The sequence below is a fragment of the Mycobacterium sp. shizuoka-1 genome (assembly GCF_002723835.1).
Lineage (GTDB): Bacteria > Actinomycetota > Actinomycetes > Mycobacteriales > Mycobacteriaceae > Mycobacterium.
In genome coordinates, this window is the sequence record NZ_BEWG01000077.1 from 25,220 (window position 1) to 42,650 (window position 17,431).

Sequence of the window (17,431 nt, forward strand, 5' to 3'; positions counted from 1 at the left end):
GTACAAACGAAGCCATGCCGACCATCTCTGACACCGTCACCACCGCCGATGGCACCTGCCCAGTCGCCCTGGCCGTCCCCGACGGGCCCGGCCCCTGGCCGGCGGTGATCATGTATCCCGATGCCGGGGGCACCCGGCCGGCCGCGGTGAACATGGCGATCGCGCTGGCCGGGCTGGGCTACCTGGTGCTGGTGCCTGATGTCTACTACCGCAGCGGCGACTGGAAGCCGTTCGACATGGAGACCGTGTTTACCGACCAGGCCGAGCGGCAGCGGTTGTTCTCGATGATCTCCAGCATCACCCCCGACACGATGGAGAGCGATGCCCGCGCGTTCTTCGACTACCTGGCGGCACGCCCCGAGGTCAGCGGCCAGACCTTCGGCACCACCGGCTACTGCATGGGCGGGCGCACGTCGGTGACCGTCGCCGGCCGGGTGCCGGAGCGGGTCGCGGCGGCGATGTCGTTCCACGGCGGCGGACTGGCATCCGACGATCCGGGCAGCCCGCACCTGCTCGCCGACCGGATCCGGGCGGCGGTCTACGTCGGCGGAGCCCAGGACGACGCCTCGTTCACCACCGACCAGGCCGAGACCCTGGACAAGGCACTGACCGACGCCGGCGTCGAGCACACCATCGAGTGGTATGCCGCGGCGCACGGCTTCGCGGTTCCCGACAACAGCACCTACGACGAGGCTGCCGCGCAGCGGCACTGGGACGCGACGAGGGACTTCTTCGCCGCTCACCTACCTCGCTGAGTCCTCGGGGTGGCGGCTGCGGCGGATGCTGGCCAGCCCGCGGATCACGCCGCGGGAGGCGTAGACCGCGACAACGGCCGACAGGATGATCAAGAAGACGAACATCACCAGCCAGTTGCTGCGGCTGTGCGGCACATTCCACCAGACGATGGTGAACAGCACGGCACAGATGAAGACCACGATGTCGCGCCAGTTTCCCTTGTAGGACGAGGCGATCTCCCGTAGTTCGCGGGACTTCTCGGTGGTGGCGATCAGGTCGAGGATGCGGGCGTCGATGCTGTTGCGCAGCGCCGTGCGCAACTCGACGTTCTCCTCGGGGATCTTCTCGAGCAGGTCGATGTCGTCCTTGATCATGCCGCGGAAATCGGGGCCCCGCAGATTGCCCGCGGCGATGCCCAGCAGCGCACCACCCGCGATCGGGGCGGCCCCCAGTGCGATATCAGCGATTCCCGGCATGGCGCCTCCTTAGGTCGTCACAGGGAGGGTAATGCTCACGGCCCGGCGCGGTGCCGGTCTAGGCCATCAATGTCGCGGCGAGGGTGGCACCGAGATTCCAGCACGCTTCGAGGTCGGCCTTGGCCGGCTTACCCGACACGATCACGGTCTGCGCGGCCCGCTCCCAGCCCAGCCCGGCGGTGATCCCGTCGAGGGCCCGCTGCGCTCCCTCGGTGCCTTCGTTGCCGTGCAGGTAGACCCCGAACGGCCGGCCCCGGGTGGCATCCAGCAGTTGGTAGTAGGACTGGTCGAAGGCGTGATTCTTAGTCACCCGTGTCCACCCCGGCGGCTCAGCGCTGCTGGTGATGACCCGCTGGGATGAACAAGATCTCGCCGGATACCTCCTCGACAACGAAGCCGACGTCTGGACCCACACAAACTTCCCCGCCGTCAGCGAGGTTGGCGTCCCCGACGTGCTCGACCGAGAACCTGGCACCGCCATGACCTCGGCCCTGGGGTTCACCGCCGAGCACTACTCAGCGGCGCGACGGACCTCTGGTGAGCGAGCCTGGTACAGCCTCTACATGGGCAGCCCGACGACACCGGAAGGTGGGCTGATCCTACGAAAGTGGTTCGATGACTGGCGGATGGCCGTTGCGCCGCCACGTCCGGTCAAGACCGTCGTCGGTGTCGACCCATCGGACTCCGGTCGCGGCGACGCCTGCGGGCTCGTCGCCGCGTCGATGACCGACGACGGTGTCGTCGCCCTGATCGCCGACGCCTCCGAACCGCCCACGAGCGAGCAATGGGCACAGCGGGCCGTACAACTCGCCGCCGACGTCGGTGCCTCCGAGATCGCCGTCGAGACCTACACCGCCGGGGAGACCTACAGGCGAGTTGTGCGAGATGCGCTGCACCGCGCAAAGATCGACCGGCACATCACAGTCACACCGTGGCGAGGCAAGGGTGACGCCGAAGCCCGATCCGCTGCGATCCGTCAGGCCCTCGAAGTCGGCACCTGCCGGGTCGCGGGCACCTCCCCGACTTCGAGGCGTCGGCGGTCACCTGGCAAAGCGGCCAACACCAGCCCTACTCGCTGGCCGCAGCTGTGATCGCCCATGACCGGCTGGTGAAGTCAGCCGGTCAGAAGTGGACCGTCGTATCCCGCTCTACATCGAACGCCGTGCACGACAGTGCCAGCAGAGCACACCCCTGCATGGATGCGCCGACGATTGAGCGGCGGGTAGCCTTTCACCCGCCATCGACCACGGTCAGATTGTCATTGATCGGGCGTAGGCTGCGGGTCACTATGAGCTTGAGCAACATCGACAAGACCCGACAGTTGCGCACCGAGGATGAGCTTCACGGGTTGGTCGAGGCCATTCACGATTCACCCCCGAGCACTCAAGAGACGAATTGGCTTGAGTGGAAGAGCGGACTAGCCCTGGGCGCAGCGGAGGGCCGGTTTGCTGTTGGGAAGGCCATCCTAGGGTTTGCTAACCGATCGGTCACCCAGGCCCAGCTTGCCCTTGAGGGCGTCGTATACATGGTCGTCGGTGTTGGGCCAGGCGCAGCTCCCGGCGTACCGGCTTTCGACCATGCCACCCTCGGACAGAGGATCAAGACCTACGCCGACGGGCCGCGCTGGACGCCCCACTACGTCGACTTCGCGGGCGTGACGGTGTTGGTGATCGTGATCGAGCCTCCCCGGCCCGGTGACCCGATCCACACGCTGCAGAAGGAGTTCAGCAACGACAAGACCCGCCATCAAGCGGGCACCATATTTCATCGGGGTGCGGCGCATACTGAGCCCGCTGGCCCCAAAGAGATCGCGATGTTGCAGGAGCGTCTGATTGAGGGTCAACGCGAGCCAGACTTGGACCTGGCGCTCAGTCCCTCCGCCGAACCACTCATTCGGCTCAACGCCGGCCCAAAGCAGGTCGATGGCTGGTTAACGCAACACGAACGATATGTCCGCGCCAATAGCGGAGCGCCGCCTCCTCCTCCGCCGCCACGGGAAGCGCAGACGCCGTACGAACGTCTTGCGGGCTTGTCGGATCTTTCCAGCGGTATAGGCGGCACGTTCGTGACCAGGATGATGTACGCAGACCCGAAAGACCAGGAAGAGTTCGACCGGCGGGTGAAGGGTTATCTCTCGAAGGTGCGGCGCGTCATGCTCGGCAACATCATCAAGAACATCGTCCGATCCGACGAGAAGAACAAGGTGTACTTCACCGTTGGCAACCTGACGGACGATCCCGTGGTCGGTGTGCAGTTCACCGTGATCGTCCCCCGAAGCAAGTTGCTGGTGTTCACCTCGGCGCCGAGCGTCGACCAGCTGCCGCCACTACCCCGGTGGCCCGACGAGTTCCGCGATCGGATGGCGGGCAACGCTGCGCCGTCGGCTCTACCGCAGGACTACGACTTCACGCCACTCCGAGGTTCGGTCAGCGAGACCAGCGGCGGGTTCGAGGTGACCTGGGACGTTGGAGACCTTCGGCCGGGCGCATGGTCTCGGCGCCTGGAGATCACCGTCGTGCCCGGCCCCGACGCGCCCGAAGAAGTTGAGATCACGATGACGGCGGGCGCGATGAATCGCCGCCGCCGCGTGACCGAGAAGACCACCCTCTCAATCTCTTCGGACGAATGGACTCCAGACGACTTCTACATTGCTGAGCCGGACGACTGACAGTGCTAACCGTCACCTCATCAGGCTGGCCGCGACCGTCGCGCCGAGGTTCCAGCACGCCTCAAGGTCGGTACTGGTCGGCTTGCCCGACACGATCACCGTCTGGGCAGCCTGTTCCCACCCGAGCCCAGTGATGATGCCGTCGAGCGCGCGGACAGCACCCTCGGTGCCCTCGTTGCCGTGCAGCCAGACGCCGAACGGCCTCCCCCGCGTCGAATCCAGGCACGGGTAGTACAGCTGGTCGAGCGCGTGCTTGAGAGCGCCCGAGACGTAGCCAAGGTTCACGGGCGAGCCCAGCAGGTAGCCGTCAGCCTCTAGCGCCTCGGTGGGCGAGCAGGTCAACGCCGGCCGGCGCACGACATCGACACCCTCGATCTCGGGATCGTTCGCACCAGCTAGCACCGCCTCGAACATCTCATGGCAGTGCGGAGACGGAGTGTGGTGAACGATCAACAGACGTGGCATGAACGAGCCTCAGATCGAATCGAAGAAGTCTTCATCGAGCCGATAGAGGGTCACCGATTGCTCCGGTTGAACCCCGACGCCGTGCTCCACTAGTAGCTCAGCGAGCCGTGCACCATCGATCAGCTCTATACGGGCATTGATGCGTTCCGCCTCGTCAATCGCACCCCTGGTGAAACGCGACGTCGTGATGAAAACGCCACGGTCACCCTGCTGGGAGAGAAGTGCCCCGGCGAAGCCGTGAATCGCGGGTCGATCGACCGGTGCGTCGGTATACCGTTTGGCCTGAACGTAAATGCGGTCCAAGCCGAGCGGGTCTTGACTGATGATGCCGTCGATTCCGCCGTCTGCAGTGGGAGCCGTCCGGTGTGCCGAGCCCTTTCGCCCATATCCCATGCGGTCGAGCAACCGAATGACCAATTCCTCAAACCCAGTGGGCGTCAGCTTGAGCGCCGCAGCGAGCACTTCCCTCTCGACTGCGGCCCGGTTGATCCGCTCTGCGCGTTCCGCCAGATCGTTTGGCGTGCTGAACTCTTCGTCATTGCTCGCCGACTTCTGGTCCCCGTCATCGTCGGTCGCAGAGCGGCCACGCTTCCGGTCTCGGAACTCCAAGAACGCGGGGTAAGCCTCAAGCGCTTTGGTGTCGATCCGCTGCGGGTACTGGTCGAGCGCGGCGCGGCCTTCGTCCGAGATTCTGACGAGTCCGCGCCCTGGTCGCTCGATGAGCCCCGCCTGGCTGAGATACGAAAGTGCCCATCCCGCACGATTATCAATGCGCTTCTGCCCGCTTGGCACTTTTGCTGTCCGCTCTTCGGGAGTGAGGTTGAACTCGTCGGCCATCGAGTCGATCACGTCTCGTGACCGGCGAACTTCGCCGTTTGCCAGTGATGCCAACACAGGCCGCATGAGCGTTTGATAGTCAGGGATCGTCACTTTGCAACCTTCCAGCCTGCCAAGTCCATAAGTAGCTATTTAGTAAGACACCTTGCTGCACAAAAGTGCTTAAGGGCGCGCCAGGTTCACTCTCTGTATCTCGAAGTCTGACCAACGCTAACGTGGCCTGGTGACAGCAGACGACGATTCAGAGACCAACCTTCGGTCATGCCCGCTTGTGCTGACGCATGACCGTCTATTCGAATGTCACTTCCAGCTCCATCAGATGATCGCCGGCTATCATCACCCTGCTCCGTTCAGATACTCCGCCAACGCGTTCCTTGCCAGTTCGAAATCTGCACTGGAGATGGTACGGCTGGACATGGAAAAGGAGGGCGAGAACGCGTGGCGTCGCGAGCGTGTGGGTCACGTGTTGGCCGATGATTTGTTCTCCCAGTTCAATGTTGCCCGCAACTTCGTCATCCATCAGGGAAGCTTAATTCGCTCCAGCCGGGTTGAAGTTGGAGTCTTCGCATACCGTCGTCTAAAGCTGGCGCTCAGCACCGAACTCAAAACTGACGAGCCCAGTCATATCCTCATCGATCGCGTCGCGAACAGCGGTTCCATTTCGATGTTCGTTCCTGCCGACCGGCCAGTTATCGGAGAACAGCTTGGCGTTCGGCGTGTATATCGCGAGCCTAAGTTGAGTACCGAACACGATGTCTTGACCGCCAGTGAGATGATTCTGAACCAACTGTGCAGCCTGGTTGATGACTGCCATTCGCACCTCGGGGTGCCGTTTGACGCTGAGGCGCATGAATGCAACATCGCGCACGACCTAGAACAGCACGCGACCCTACTGGAAACGGATATAGATCCATCGCTCGTGGAGAAATGGGGCTGGGACTGAGTTGGGAATCTCGCTATTAGCGAGTGATTTGCACGGCAACCGTCGCCCTCAGCGCCACACCGCGCCAAGTCCACCGTCTCGGGCTAGCCTCGACGCCCGCGATGTCCGGATCGCTCGCCCCGGCCAGCACCGCCTCGAACATCTCCTGGCAGTGCGGCGACGGAGTGTGGTGGACGATCAGCAGACGCTTCATCGCGACTCGGCGATCGGGGTCAGGACGACGACCGGGATCTGACGCGTCGTCCTCTTCTCGTAGTCGGTGAAGTAGGGATACATCGCCACCAGGCGGCCCCAGAGCTCCGCTCGCTGCGCGGCGCTCACCTGCCTGGCCTGCACCCGGACGGTGTCGCCCATGACCTGTACCTCTGCGACGGGATTCGCCTTCAGATTCAGCCACCACACCGGGTCGGTGTCGCTGCCCGAATAGGCCGCCGCGATGACGAAGTCGTCACCGTCGCGCAGGTAGATCAGCGGCACGGTGCGCGGCTTGCCGGTCTTTCGCCCGGTGACGGTCAACAACAGGGTCGGGTATTTCGGGTTCTGGGCCTTGCCGCCGCTGGCTCGATAGGCCAACGCGTGCAGTGCGCTGAACGCTCTGGTGACGGGTCGCATGGCGGGCCGTCGCAACACATCGCTGGCGGCGTTGAACAGCCGTGCGGCCGCGCTACGCTCGGTCATCTCGTCGACTCCGCTTGCAGGGCAACAGCTTTGCGCATGGTCTCGCGGGCCCGCGACCGGTCGCCGGCATAGTCGTAAGCCCGGGCCAGCCGGTACCACCGCTGCCAGTTGTCCGGGTCGGCTTCCAGTTCGGTGCGCACGGTCTGGAACAGCGCATCGGCGGCATCGCGGTCGATGCGGCCTCCCGGGGTACGCGGCAGGGCGCTCACGTCGAGTTCCATCCCGTCCTCGCCGGCCAGTCGGGCCAGGCGTTGATGGGCGAATCCGGCGCGCAGGGTGGCGACCATCGTCCACGCCCCGACGACCGGCAGGATCAGCACGCCGATGCCCAGCGCAACCGCGACGGGCGTCCCGCTGGTGATCAGCGTGATCCCGGTGCGGCCCAGCAGCACGAAATAGACCACCAGGGCCGCACACATGAACCCGATCAGCAGCTGGATGCGCAGCGCGGCGTTCACAGGTCCAGCAGCGGTTCGATTCCGATGGTCAGCCCGGGCCGGGCGGCGACCTGGCGGACGGCGAGCAGCACACCGGGAACGAAGGAGGTCCGGTCCAGGCTGTCGTGCCGGATGGTCAGCGTCTCACCGAGCGTGCCGAACAGCACCTCCTGGTGGGCGACCAGCCCGGTCAGCCGCACGGAGTGCACCGGGATTCCGTCGACGTCGGCACCACGCGCGCCCGGCAGCCCGGTGCTGGTGGCATCGGGGTTGGGCGGCAGGTCTTTTCGCGCCTCGGCGATCAGCCGGGCGGTGCGGGTCGCGGTGCCCGACGGGGCGTCGGCCTTGTGCGGGTGATGCAGTTCGATCACTTCCACCGACTCGAAGTAGGGCGCTGCCTTCTGGGCGAAATGCATCGACAACACCGCGCCGATCGCGAAGTTGGGGGCGATCAGCACGGCGGAGCCGGGCTTGTCGGCGAGCCAGGAGCGCACGTCGGCCAGGCGTTCGTCGGTGAATCCGGTGGTGCCGACCACGGCGTGAATTCCGTTGTCGATGAGGAACTTCAGGTTGTCCATCACCACATCGGGGTGGGTGAAGTCGATGACCACCTCGGTGTCGCTGTCGGTCAGCATGGACAGCGGGTCACCGGCGTCCACCTCGGCGCTCAGCGTCAAGTCGTCGGCCGCGCGCACCGCGTCGCACATGGTGGTACCGACTTTGCCCCTGGCCCCCAGCACCGCAACTCGCATCCCCGTAGCTTAACGAGCAGCAGCGCGACCGCCGTCACGGCCAGTGTGATTCTCGGCCGCGAACGTCGCCCCGGGGTTAGGCTCGGCTCGGGGAGGTCGGGGGATGATCAGACAAGCCGGATTGGCCGCAGTGGTGAGTGCGGCGCTCATCGCGACGGCGCCGACGGGAAATGCCGCAACCGTTCTCACGCTCGAAGGTGGCTTCGTCGGGATGCAGCACATCCTGCATTTCACCCCGACACAGCTGCGCGGCGATCTCTGCAGGTCGCCGAACCACTGCACCCCGGTCGACTATTTCGCGTTGCCCGGCGACGCCTTCAACGCCCGCGGCGCGACCGATGTGCAGCACGCCATCGATGCCCTGCCCGCCGACGAGGACATCGTGCTGTTCGGCCACAGCCAGGGCGGCCAGGTCATCTACACCGATCTGCGCCGCTGGGCGGCCGACCCGGCCAATGCCCCGGATCCGGCCCGGGTCTCGTGGGTCTCGATCGGCAATCCGGAGAACCCGTACGGCGGCAGGCGTCCCAAGACCGGCTCGGCCACCACACAGTGGCTTCCGCCCGATACCGCGTATGTGGGCACCGAGGTGATCCGGCAGTACGACGGCTGGGCTGACTGGCCGGACGATCCGCGCAACCTGCTGGCGGTGGCCAATGCCGTGGCCGGGATGTTCGCCACCCACACCAACTACCGCCAGGTCGATCTGGACGACCCCACCAATGTCCGGTTCACCCCCGAGGTCGACGGGCAGCCGGGCAAGGTCACCTATGTGTGGGTCCCGACCAAGACGCTGCCGCTGGTCGCCTGGGCCGGGCCACTGGCCCCGGCGCTGGACAACGCGCTGCGGCCGATCATCGAGAAGGGTTACCACCGGCCGGTGACCATTCCCGATCCCAGCCCGCCTGCCGCCGCCGCGCCGGCCCGGAAGGCGGCACCAACGCGGTCGACGGGTACGTCCAAGCGAGTGCCGGGACGCGTGTCCGCCAAGCCGGCGGATCAGCGGAAAGCCACCTCCTCGAGCGCGCGCTCGGCGCGGCGACAGTAACGCCGCGGCGGATTTTCGGCCGGTGGGTCGCCGTGGCGTTACTGTCGGCGGCCGCTCACAGCGGCGCGGCACCGCGCAGGTGTTCGAAGATCAGCGAGGTCTGGGTGCCCGCCACGTCGGGGTCGGCGTTGAGGTTCTCGACGACGAACGATCGCAGGTCGTCGGTGTCGCGGGCGGCCACGTGGATGATGAAGTCCTCGGCACCGGCCAGGAAGTAGACATCCATCACTTGCGGCTTGCGCCGGATCTGCTGGATGAAGTTGCGGATCTTGCCGCGCGCATTGGCATTGAGGCTCACCGAGATCATCGCCTGCAACGACAGCCCGATCGCGCCCGGATTGATGTCGGTGTAGAAACCGCGGATCACGCCGAGGTCCTGCAGCCGGCGCACCCGCCCGTGACAGGTGGACGGGGCGATGCCGACGGCGTCGGCGAGCGCGCTGTTCGAGATCCGCGCATCGGCGTGCAGCGCCGCCAGAATCCGCCGGTCCACGTCGTCGAGCTCGGTGGCCCGAACATCCTTCGGCGGCGCCGCCGATCGGACGTCTGATTTCGTTGATCGTTCGGACATTGGAGTATTTTATCGAATCTTTGTCGTCTCGATTGCCTTCGTGTCGAGAGTTCTTCACACTTTCTGTAAGCCAATCCCCGATTTAGGAGCGATCATGCGTGTCGGAATCCCGACCGAGATCAAGAACAACGAGTATCGCGTCGCCATCACCCCGGCGGGCGTGTCCGAGCTGGTCCGCCGCGGCCACGACGTCGTCGTCCAGGCCGGCGCCGGTGAGGGATCGGCCATCCACGACGCCGACTTCAAGGCCGCCGGCGCGCAGATCGTCAACGGCGCCGACCAGGTGTGGGCCGAGGCCGAGCTGCTGCTCAAGGTGAAGGAACCCATCGAGCCCGAATACTCGCGGATGCGCAAGGGCCAGACCCTGTTCACCTACCTGCACCTGGCCGCCTCCCGGCCGTGCACCGACGCCCTGCTGAAGTCCGGCACCACCTCGATCGCCTACGAGACCGTCCAGACCGCTGACGGCGCGCTGCCGCTGCTCGCCCCGATGAGCGAGGTCGCCGGCCGGCTGTCGGCTCAGGTCGGCGCCTACCACCTGATGCGCACCCAGGGCGGCCGCGGCGTGCTGATGGGCGGCGTCCCCGGCGTCGCCCCGGCCAAGGTCGTCGTGATCGGTGGCGGGATGGCCGGTGACAACGCCGCCGCCGTCGCCTGGGGCATGGGCGCGCACGTCACCGTGTTCGACCTCAACGTCAACATCTTGCGCAAGATCGACGCCGAGTACGGCGGCGCCATCGAGACCCGCTACTCCTCGCGGCTGGACCTGGAGGACGCCGTCAAGCAGGCCGACCTGGTGATCGGCGCCGTGCTGGTCCCGGGCGCCAAGGCCCCCAAGCTGGTCACCAATGAGACTGTCGCACAGATGAAGCCGGGCGCGGTCCTGGTGGACATCGCCATCGACCAGGGCGGCTGCTTCGAGGACTCCAGGCCCACCACGCACGACGACCCGACGTTCAAGGTGCACGAGGCGGTGTTCTACTGCGTCGCCAACATGCCCGGCGCGGTGCCGCGGACGTCGACCTACGCCCTGACCAACGCGACCATGCCCTACGTGCTCAAGCTCGCCGACAAGGGCTGGCAGGGCGCCTGCTTCTCCGATCCGGCGCTGGCCAAGGGTCTGTCCACCCACCAGGGTGAACTGCTCAACGCCGAGGTCGCCCACGACCTCGATCTGCCCTACACCGATCCGGCCAGCTTGCTGGCCTGAAAACCTTTGTGAGCCAACGGCTCACCTGCACAGCGGACCGGGACAGCTCTCGCAGCGTCCCGGTTCGTTGGTTTTCGAGGTTCAGCTGCGGGTCATGCCGGCCGGCGGATGGCCCAGGCAGATCAGCGCGCCCAGTGGATCCTTGATCGCCGCCAGGGTGCCGTAGGGGGTGTCCTCGACGGGCATCAGCAGCTGTGCGCCCAGCGCCTCGCTCTGCTTGACCGTCGCGGCAACATCGTCGACGGTGATGTAGACCTGCCAGAACGAGGGCACCTCGGCAGGCATCAGCGAGGCCGCGTCCATGATTCCCGAATACGAACTCTCGCCGATGAAGACCTGCCCGTAGCGGTCGGGGCCGACGGCATCCGGGTCGCCGCCGGTGCCGATCTCGTCGATGCGGGCACCGAGCACCGAGCGGTAGAACGCCAGCGACGCGTCGTAATCCTTGCTCTGACACTCGAACCAATACGGGGTGCCGTGCTCACCCCACTCGGTGAACCCCACATGCGTGCCGGGTTGCCAAAACCCGATGACGGCCCCGGCCGGGTCGACCACCACCATCATCGAGCCCAGGTCGCCCACCGGCATCGGCGGCACCATCACCGTCGCGCCCGCGGCCTGCGCCGCCGCGATCGTTGCGTCGCCGTCGGCGGTGTTCAGGTACACCGACCAGATGTCGACGGGGCCGTCACCCATCGGCGGAAGCAGCCCGGCGACCCGCTTTCCGTTGCGGGTGAAGTTCCGATAGCCGCCGAACTCGGGATGAGCCGGCTCCTCGAGCCGCCAGCCGAAGATCTCGCTATAGAAATCCGCTGCGCGCTCCGGATCGCTGCTCACCAGGTCGAACCAGATCGGCGCCCCGACCGGGGCGGCGTACTCACTCACAATGTGTCCTCTCGGCTGATGGTCTCGATCCCTGAGACTGACTTCGACGCCGCACAGAACTCATCGTGGCCGGGTCAACTCCGGCACGACCAGCGCGGTCAGCTCGCCGATGAGCGGCCGCAGCCCCGGCGCGTTCGCGTCGTCGGATTGCGTGCGGGTCATGATCGCCAACAGGATCCGCTCGCCGGCAGGCCCGAACAGCAGGCCGACATCGTTGGTGCTGGCGAAGTCCCCGGAGCCGGTCTTGTCTGCGGTGGTCCAGCCCGGTTGCAGCCCGGCCCGCATGCTGGAGGTGGTGTTGGCCCGCATCCAGTCCTCGAGCTGCCTGCGGTGCGGCTCGTCCAGGACGGTGCCGGTGAGCAGGGCCCGCACGCCGCCGCCCAACGCACTCGGGGTGCTGGTGTCACGAGGGTCGCCCGGAAGCGCCGAGTTCAGTTCGGTCTCCCACCGGTCCAGCCGACTGCGCTCGTCGCCGATGGACCGGGCGAACGCCGTGATCTCCGGCGGCCCGCCGATCACCCGCAGCAGCACGTTGGCCGCGGTGTTGTCGCTCACCTGCAGGGCGGCCGCACACAGCTCCGACAGCGCCATCGGCGTGCCGACATGGGGCTCGGTGCGCGGCGAATTGGCCCGCAGCAGTTCCGGATCGACCAGCGCGGTGTCCGTGAGGCGCAACTCCCCCGCCTGGGCCTTCTGCAGGACCCGCGCGGCGAGATAGGCCTTGAACGTCGAGCACATCGCGAACATGTCGTCCGCGCGATTCGTGACCGTCTGCCCCGAATCCAGGTTCTGGCCGTACACGCCGGCGAAAGCGTTGTGGCGCCTCTCCAGCGCCGCGATGCGCTGATCGATCGGCGGCAGGGGCTCGGCCGGATCGCTGCCCGTCGGCTGTGCCCGGCCGGTGTTGTCACCGCATGCCGCGACGGTGGTGAACGCCGCTGCGACCACGAGCAGCCGGCGCCGCGACAGGCTCACGACAGTTCCGCGGCCAGGGCCGCGACAACGTCCGCGGCGGCGCCCCCGGTGCTGCGGGACCACGAGGTGCCGGCCCATAGGTTGGTGCCGTGCGGGTCACCGGCAGCGACCGCGGCCCGGCGCAGCGGTCCGGTCATCTGATTGACCTCCGGGTAGCCGAACGGGGCGAGCGGGTCGAAGCGGGCGGTGAACTCGTTGGCCAACCCGCGGGCGTAGCGGCCCGAAAAGGCGCGCGTCACCACGGTTTCGGTGAACTGCTCACCGGTCAGCGCGGCGCGGTGCGCGGCGTTGGTTCCGGCCTCGTCGCACAACAGGAACGCGGTGCCGGCCTGCGCCGCGCTCGCACCGCCGGCCAGCACCCGCCGGACATCGGCGGCGCCGGCCAGGCCGCCCGCCGCGATCACCGGCACGTCGCGATGCGCGACGATCGCGGCCAGCAGCGCGTCCAGCGGTTCGGTGCCCGGCACGGCGACCGGATCGAAGGTGCCGCGGTGCCCACCCGCCTCCGGTCCCTGCACCACCAGCGCGTCCGCCCCGGCGGCCACCGCCATACCCGCCTCGTCCAGCGTGGTCACGGTGACCGCAGTCAGCACCCCGCGCTCACGCAGCCGCCCGAGCACGTCCGCGGTGGGGCAACCGAACGTGAACGACGCCACCTCCGGCGCGGTGTCGGCGACCACGTCGAGCTTGGCCTGCCAGCCGTCGTCATCGGGCCGGGGCTGGGGTATCTCGGCGCCGTAGTGTTGCGCCACCGGCATCAGCAGCTCGCGATAGCGCGCCAGCTCTTCCGGTGTCGCCGCGGACGGCTGGGGCACAAAGAGGTTCACCCCGAGCGGCGACGAGGTCAGCGACCGGGCGCCGGCGATGGCCTCGGCGAACGCGTCCGCGCTCAGATAACCGGCGGCCAGGAATCCCAGACCGCCGGCGTTCGACACCGCTGCGGCCAGGGCGGGCGTACTCGGACCGCCTGCCATTGGAGCACCGAGTAGGGGTACCGCCAATTCCTGCAGGCTGAAGGTCACGAGCTAGCTCCTGATCGTCCGAAGTGGCTGTGGCAGTGAGCGTTTGGACTTGTGCGGGCCCAGTACGGCGGCGCCGAACGGCTTGGTCAGCACCTGGCGGGCGATCGCGTTGACCTCGTCGAGAGTCACCGCGTCGATGTGCTGCAGCGTGGTGGAGATGCTGCGGTACTCGCCGTAGTTGAGTTCGCTACGGCCCAGGCGGTGCATCCGCGACGCCGAATCCTCCAGGCCCAGCACCATGCCGCCGCGGATCGAGCCCTTGGCGATCCGGCATTCGGCCTCGGTGATGCCGTTGGTCGCGACATCGTCGAGAACCTCGGTGGTCAACCGCACCACCTCGTCGAAGCGCTCGGGAAGGCAAGCCGCATACACCGACAATGCCCCGGTGTCGGAGAAGGTGTCAACCGAGGAGAACACCGAATAGGCCAGACCTCGGCTTTCCCGAATCTGTTGGAAAAGCCGTGAACTCAGGCCGCCCCCCAACGCGGTGTTGAGCACCGACAGTGCCCAGCGATGCGGCCAGTGCCGCCCGGGGATCCGCACGCCCAGCGACAGATGAGTCTGCTCGGCATCGCGGTTGATCAGCGTCAGGCACGGCGCTCCGGGCAGCCGACCGGTGCCCTTGCGCGGCGGCTGCGGTGCGCGGCCCTTGACCAGGCGCCCCCCGAAATGGGTGCGCACCAGCTTCACCACCTGGTCGTGGTCGATGTTCCCGGCCACCGCCACGACCATCCGCTCGGGCGTGTAGCGGCGGACGTGGAAGGAGTGCAGCTGCGAGCGGGTCATCCCGGACACCGAGTCGACGCTGCCGATCACCGGCCGCCCGACCGGGTGGTCGCCGAACATCGCGGTGAGGAAGACGTCACCGAGCGCGTCCTCGGGATCGTCGTCGCGCATCGCGATCTCCTCGAGGACGACGTCGCGCTCCAGTTCGACATCGTGGGATGCGCACACCCCGTTGAGCACCACGTCGGCAACCAGATCGACCGCCATCTCCAGGTCTTCGTCCAGGACGTGGGCGTAATAGCAGGTGTGTTCCTTGGCGGTGAACGCGTTGAGCTCACCGCCGACGGCGTCGACGGACTGGGCGATGTCCACCGCGGTGCGGGTGGGCGTCGCCTTGAACAGCAGGTGCTCCAGGAAGTGCGCGGCACCGGCGACGGTCGGGCCTTCGTCGCGGGAGCCGACGTTGACCCACACTCCCACCGAGGCCGACCGCACCGACGGCACGTACTCGGTGACGACCCTCAAGCCGCCGGGAAGAACCGTCCGCCGCACCGCGGCCGGCACCTCATCGAGGCGCCGGCCGCGGCGTAGCGACACCTGCTGACTAGCTGCTGGCGGTCGCGGCATCGGCATCGACAGGAGCCGGTGCGGCGTCTCCGGCAGCCTCGTTGGAGTCTTCTGCCACCAGGATCAGCGAGATCTTGCCGCGGTTGTCGATGTCGGCGATCTCCACCCGGAGCTTGTCACCGACCTTGACGACGTCCTCGACCTTGTTGATCCGCTTGCCCCGGCCCAGCTTGGAGATGTGCACCAAGCCGTCGCGGCCGGGCAGCAGCGACACGAAGGCTCCGAAGTCAGTGGTCTTGACCACCGTTCCGAGGAACCGCTCGCCGACCTTGGGCAGCTGCGGGTTGGCGATCGCGTTGATCCGGTCGATGGCCGCCTGGGCCGACGGGCCGTCGGTGGCACCGACGAACACCGTGCCGTCGTCCTCGATCGAGATCTGGGCGCCGGTCTCCTCGGTGATCGAGTTGATCATCTTGCCCTTGGGGCCGATGATCTCGCCGATCTTGTCGATCGGCACCTTGATCGCCGTGACCCGAGGCGCGTACGGGCTCATCTCGTCCGGCTCGTCGATGGCCTCGGCCATCACGTCCAGGATCGTCAGCCGGGCGTCCTTGGCCTGCGACAGCGCGCCGGCGAGCACCTGGGAGGGAATGCCGTCGAGCTTGGTGTCCAACTGCAGCGCGGTGACGAAGTCCTTGGTGCCCGCGACCTTGAAGTCCATGTCGCCGAACGCATCCTCGGCACCGAGGATGTCGGTCAGCGCCACAAAACGACGTTCGGTCTCACCGGCTTCGTTTTCCACGTCGTCGGACACCAGACCCATCGCGATACCGGCGACCGGGGCGCGCAGCGGCACACCGGCGTTCAGCAGCGACAGGGTGGACGCGCACACCGAGCCCATCGAGGTAGAACCGTTGGAGCCCAACGCTTCCGACACCTGACGGATCGCGTACGGGAACTCCTCGACGCTCGGCAGCACCGGCATCAGGGCGCGCTCGGCGAGTGCGCCGTGGCCGATCTCGCGACGCTTGGGCGAACCGACGCGGCCGGTCTCACCGGTCGAATACGGCGGGAAGTTGTAGTGGTGCATGTAGCGCTTGGAGGTGTCGGGTCCCAGCGAGTCGATCTGCTGGGCCATCTTGACCATGTCCAGCGTGGTGACACCCATGATCTGGGTCTCGCCGCGCTCGAACAGCGCGCTGCCGTGTGCCCGCGGGATGATCGCGACCTCGGCCGACAGGGCGCGGATATCGGTGACACCGCGGCCGTCGATACGGAAGTGATCGGTCAGGATGCGCTGGCGCACAAGCTTTTTGGTCAGCGACCGGTAGGCTGCGCCGATCTCCTTCTCACGGCCGGCGAAGGTCTCGCCGAGCTCGCCGAGCACCTCGTTCTTGATCTCGTCGGTGCGCTCGTCGCGCTCCTGCTTGCCGGCGATCGTCAGCGCCTGCGACAGCGGCTCTTTGGCCACGTGCGCGACGGCGTTGTAGACGTCCTCGGCGTAGTCCGGGAACACCGGGTAGTCGGCGGTCTCCTTGGCGGCACGGCCGGCCAGCTCGCTCTGCGCCGCGCACAGCGTGGCGATGAACGGCTTGGCGGCCTCCAGGCCCTCGGCGACCACGCTCTCGGTGGGCGCCTGCGCTCCGCCGGCGACCAGGTCGATGACGTTCTCGGTGGCCTCGGCCTCGACCATCATGATCGCGACGTCCCCGTCGGCGACCACCCGGCCGGCGACGACCATGTCGAAGACCGCGCGCTCGAGCTGCTCGACGGTCGGGAAGGCGACCCACTGGCCGTCGATGAGCGCGACACGCACACCGCCGACCGGGCCGGAGAACGGCAGGCCAGCGATCTGGGTGGACGCCGAGGCGGCGTTGATCGCCAGCACGTCGTAGAGATCCTTGGGATCAAGGCTCAAGACGGTGACGACGACCTGGATCTCGTTGCGCAGACCCGAGACGAACGACGGGCGCAGCGGCCGGTCGATCAGACGACAGGTCAGGATCGCGTCGGTGGAGGGGCGGCCCTCGCGACGGAAGAACGAGCCGGGGATGCGCCCGGCGGCGTACATCCGCTCCTCGACGTCGATGGTCAGCGGGAAGAAGTCGAAGTGCTCCTTGGGGGCCTTGCTGGCGGTGGTCGCCGACAGGAGCATGGTCTCGTCGTCGAGGTAGGCGACGACGGCGCCGGCGGCCTGCTGGGCCAGCCGGCCGGCCTCGAAACGAATGGTGCGGGTGCCGAAGCTCCCGTTGTCAATGACGGCGGTCGACTCGAACACGCCTTCGTCGATTTCAGCTACAGACATGGATGTCCGTTCAGCCTTTCTGAGTTCACTGTTCAGCTGTTTCACGCGTCACAGATGAACCCAGGAAACCTGGGCACAACGAGGCTTGGGCCTGGATGCGGCTACGGCCGTCGATCGAAGCGGCCGGGCGC

General features: G+C 66.9%; 18 protein-coding genes and 2 pseudogenes. 6 read left to right on the forward strand and 14 right to left on the reverse strand.

Annotation, left to right across the window (positions count from 1 at the left end; genetic code table 11):
- Positions 1–14: 14 nt before the first annotated feature.
- Positions 15–755, forward strand: coding sequence for a dienelactone hydrolase family protein (locus MSZK_RS21460; protein ID WP_099250624.1), 741 nt, complete (start codon positions 15–17; stop codon positions 753–755).
- Here MSZK_RS21460 and MSZK_RS21465 read toward each other — a convergent pair.
- Positions 744–1,211: a hypothetical protein gene (locus MSZK_RS21465; protein ID WP_099250625.1), complete on the reverse strand. Its 468-nt coding sequence runs from the start codon at positions 1,209–1,211 to the stop codon at positions 744–746. The genes MSZK_RS21460 and MSZK_RS21465 overlap by 12 nt on opposite strands.
- Before the next feature lie 58 nt (positions 1,212–1,269).
- Positions 1,270–1,512 (reverse strand): annotated as a pseudogene (locus tag MSZK_RS21470) (flavodoxin family protein); the annotation flags it as partial.
- 43 nt (positions 1,513–1,555) lie between these two features.
- Here MSZK_RS21470 and MSZK_RS21475 point away from each other — a divergent pair.
- Both MSZK_RS21475 and MSZK_RS21480 read left to right on the forward strand, forming a co-directional pair.
- Positions 1,556–2,302, forward strand: coding sequence for a hypothetical protein (locus MSZK_RS21475; RefSeq protein WP_199203430.1), 747 nt, complete (start codon positions 1,556–1,558; stop codon positions 2,300–2,302).
- Positions 2,303–2,499: 197 nt separating this feature from the next.
- Positions 2,500–3,879 carry a hypothetical protein gene (locus tag MSZK_RS21480; protein ID WP_099250666.1) on the forward strand — a complete coding sequence of 460 codons (1,380 nt, stop codon included), beginning with the start codon at positions 2,500–2,502 and terminating at the stop codon, positions 3,877–3,879.
- A gap of 12 nt (positions 3,880–3,891) precedes the next feature.
- Here MSZK_RS21480 and MSZK_RS21485 read toward each other — a convergent pair whose 3' ends face one another.
- Entirely contained in the window at positions 3,892–4,344 is a 453-nt protein-coding gene (locus tag MSZK_RS21485; protein ID WP_099250626.1) for a flavodoxin family protein, read from the reverse strand.
- 9 nt (positions 4,345–4,353) lie between these two features.
- Positions 4,354–5,274 (reverse strand): restriction endonuclease, encoded by a 921-nt coding sequence (locus tag MSZK_RS21490; protein ID WP_099250627.1) that lies wholly within the window; start codon positions 5,272–5,274, stop codon positions 4,354–4,356.
- A 130-nt stretch (positions 5,275–5,404) separates the two neighbouring features.
- On the opposite strand from MSZK_RS21490, the gene MSZK_RS21495 reads away from it, so the two are divergent.
- Positions 5,405–6,124, forward strand: coding sequence for a hypothetical protein (locus MSZK_RS21495; protein ID WP_142389977.1), 720 nt, complete (start codon positions 5,405–5,407; stop codon positions 6,122–6,124).
- Positions 6,125–6,200: 76 nt separating this feature from the next.
- Here MSZK_RS21495 and MSZK_RS21500 read toward each other — a convergent pair.
- From MSZK_RS21500 to dapB, 4 genes and pseudogenes are all read right to left on the reverse strand, one after another.
- A pseudogene (locus MSZK_RS21500) lies at positions 6,201–6,317 on the reverse strand (flavodoxin family protein); the annotation flags it as partial.
- The gene (locus tag MSZK_RS21505) at positions 6,314–6,802 is read right to left on the reverse strand and encodes a nitroreductase family deazaflavin-dependent oxidoreductase (RefSeq protein WP_099250629.1); all 489 of its coding nucleotides are present in this window, start codon (positions 6,800–6,802) and stop codon (positions 6,314–6,316) included. The gene MSZK_RS21505 and the pseudogene MSZK_RS21500, both read right to left, overlap by 4 nt.
- A complete protein-coding gene (locus MSZK_RS21510) occupies positions 6,799–7,221 on the reverse strand; it encodes a hypothetical protein (RefSeq protein ID WP_099250667.1) in 423 nt (140 codons plus the stop codon). Before MSZK_RS21510 ends, MSZK_RS21505 begins: the two co-directional genes overlap by 4 nt.
- Positions 7,222–7,256: 35 nt before the next feature.
- Positions 7,257–7,991, reverse strand: coding sequence for a 4-hydroxy-tetrahydrodipicolinate reductase (gene dapB, locus MSZK_RS21515; protein WP_099250630.1), 735 nt, complete (start codon positions 7,989–7,991; stop codon positions 7,257–7,259).
- Positions 7,992–8,094: 103 nt separating this feature from the next.
- Between dapB and MSZK_RS21520 the strand changes: the two genes are divergently transcribed.
- Positions 8,095–9,039 carry a PE-PPE domain-containing protein gene (locus MSZK_RS21520; protein ID WP_099250631.1) on the forward strand — a complete coding sequence of 315 codons (945 nt, stop codon included), beginning with the start codon at positions 8,095–8,097 and terminating at the stop codon, positions 9,037–9,039.
- A gap of 55 nt (positions 9,040–9,094) precedes the next feature.
- On the opposite strand, the gene MSZK_RS21525 is transcribed toward MSZK_RS21520, so the two are convergent.
- Entirely contained in the window at positions 9,095–9,610 is a 516-nt protein-coding gene (locus tag MSZK_RS21525) for an Lrp/AsnC family transcriptional regulator (RefSeq protein WP_099250632.1), read from the reverse strand.
- A 94-nt stretch (positions 9,611–9,704) separates the two neighbouring features.
- Here MSZK_RS21525 and ald point away from each other — a divergent pair, with 94 nt between their 5' ends.
- Entirely contained in the window at positions 9,705–10,820 is a 1,116-nt protein-coding gene (gene ald / locus MSZK_RS21530; protein WP_099250633.1) for an alanine dehydrogenase, read from the forward strand.
- Positions 10,821–10,901: 81 nt separating this feature from the next.
- On the opposite strand, the gene MSZK_RS21535 is transcribed toward ald, so the two are convergent.
- Genes MSZK_RS21535 through MSZK_RS21555 form a run of 5 tightly spaced genes read right to left on the reverse strand, consistent with a single transcriptional unit; the run spans position 10,902 to position 17,300 of the window.
- Positions 10,902–11,705, reverse strand: a complete 804-nt coding sequence (locus MSZK_RS21535) for a VOC family protein (protein WP_099250634.1) — start codon at positions 11,703–11,705, stop codon at positions 10,902–10,904.
- Positions 11,706–11,765: 60 nt separating this feature from the next.
- Complete coding sequence (gene bla / locus MSZK_RS21540; protein ID WP_099250635.1) at positions 11,766–12,680, reverse strand: class A beta-lactamase; 915 nt, start codon at positions 12,678–12,680, stop codon at positions 11,766–11,768.
- On the reverse strand, positions 12,677–13,702 hold the full coding sequence (locus MSZK_RS21545) for a nitronate monooxygenase (RefSeq protein ID WP_099250636.1): 1,026 nt from the start codon (positions 13,700–13,702) through the stop codon (positions 12,677–12,679). The genes bla and MSZK_RS21545 overlap by 4 nt, the downstream gene beginning before the upstream one ends.
- 3 nt (positions 13,703–13,705) lie before the next feature.
- Positions 13,706–15,055 (reverse strand): pitrilysin family protein, encoded by a 1,350-nt coding sequence (locus tag MSZK_RS21550; protein ID WP_099250637.1) that lies wholly within the window; start codon positions 15,053–15,055, stop codon positions 13,706–13,708.
- Positions 15,033–17,300, reverse strand: coding sequence for a polyribonucleotide nucleotidyltransferase (locus MSZK_RS21555; protein ID WP_099250638.1), 2,268 nt, complete (start codon positions 17,298–17,300; stop codon positions 15,033–15,035). Before MSZK_RS21555 ends, MSZK_RS21550 begins: the two co-directional genes overlap by 23 nt.
- Between the last annotated feature and the right edge of the window lie 131 nt (positions 17,301–17,431).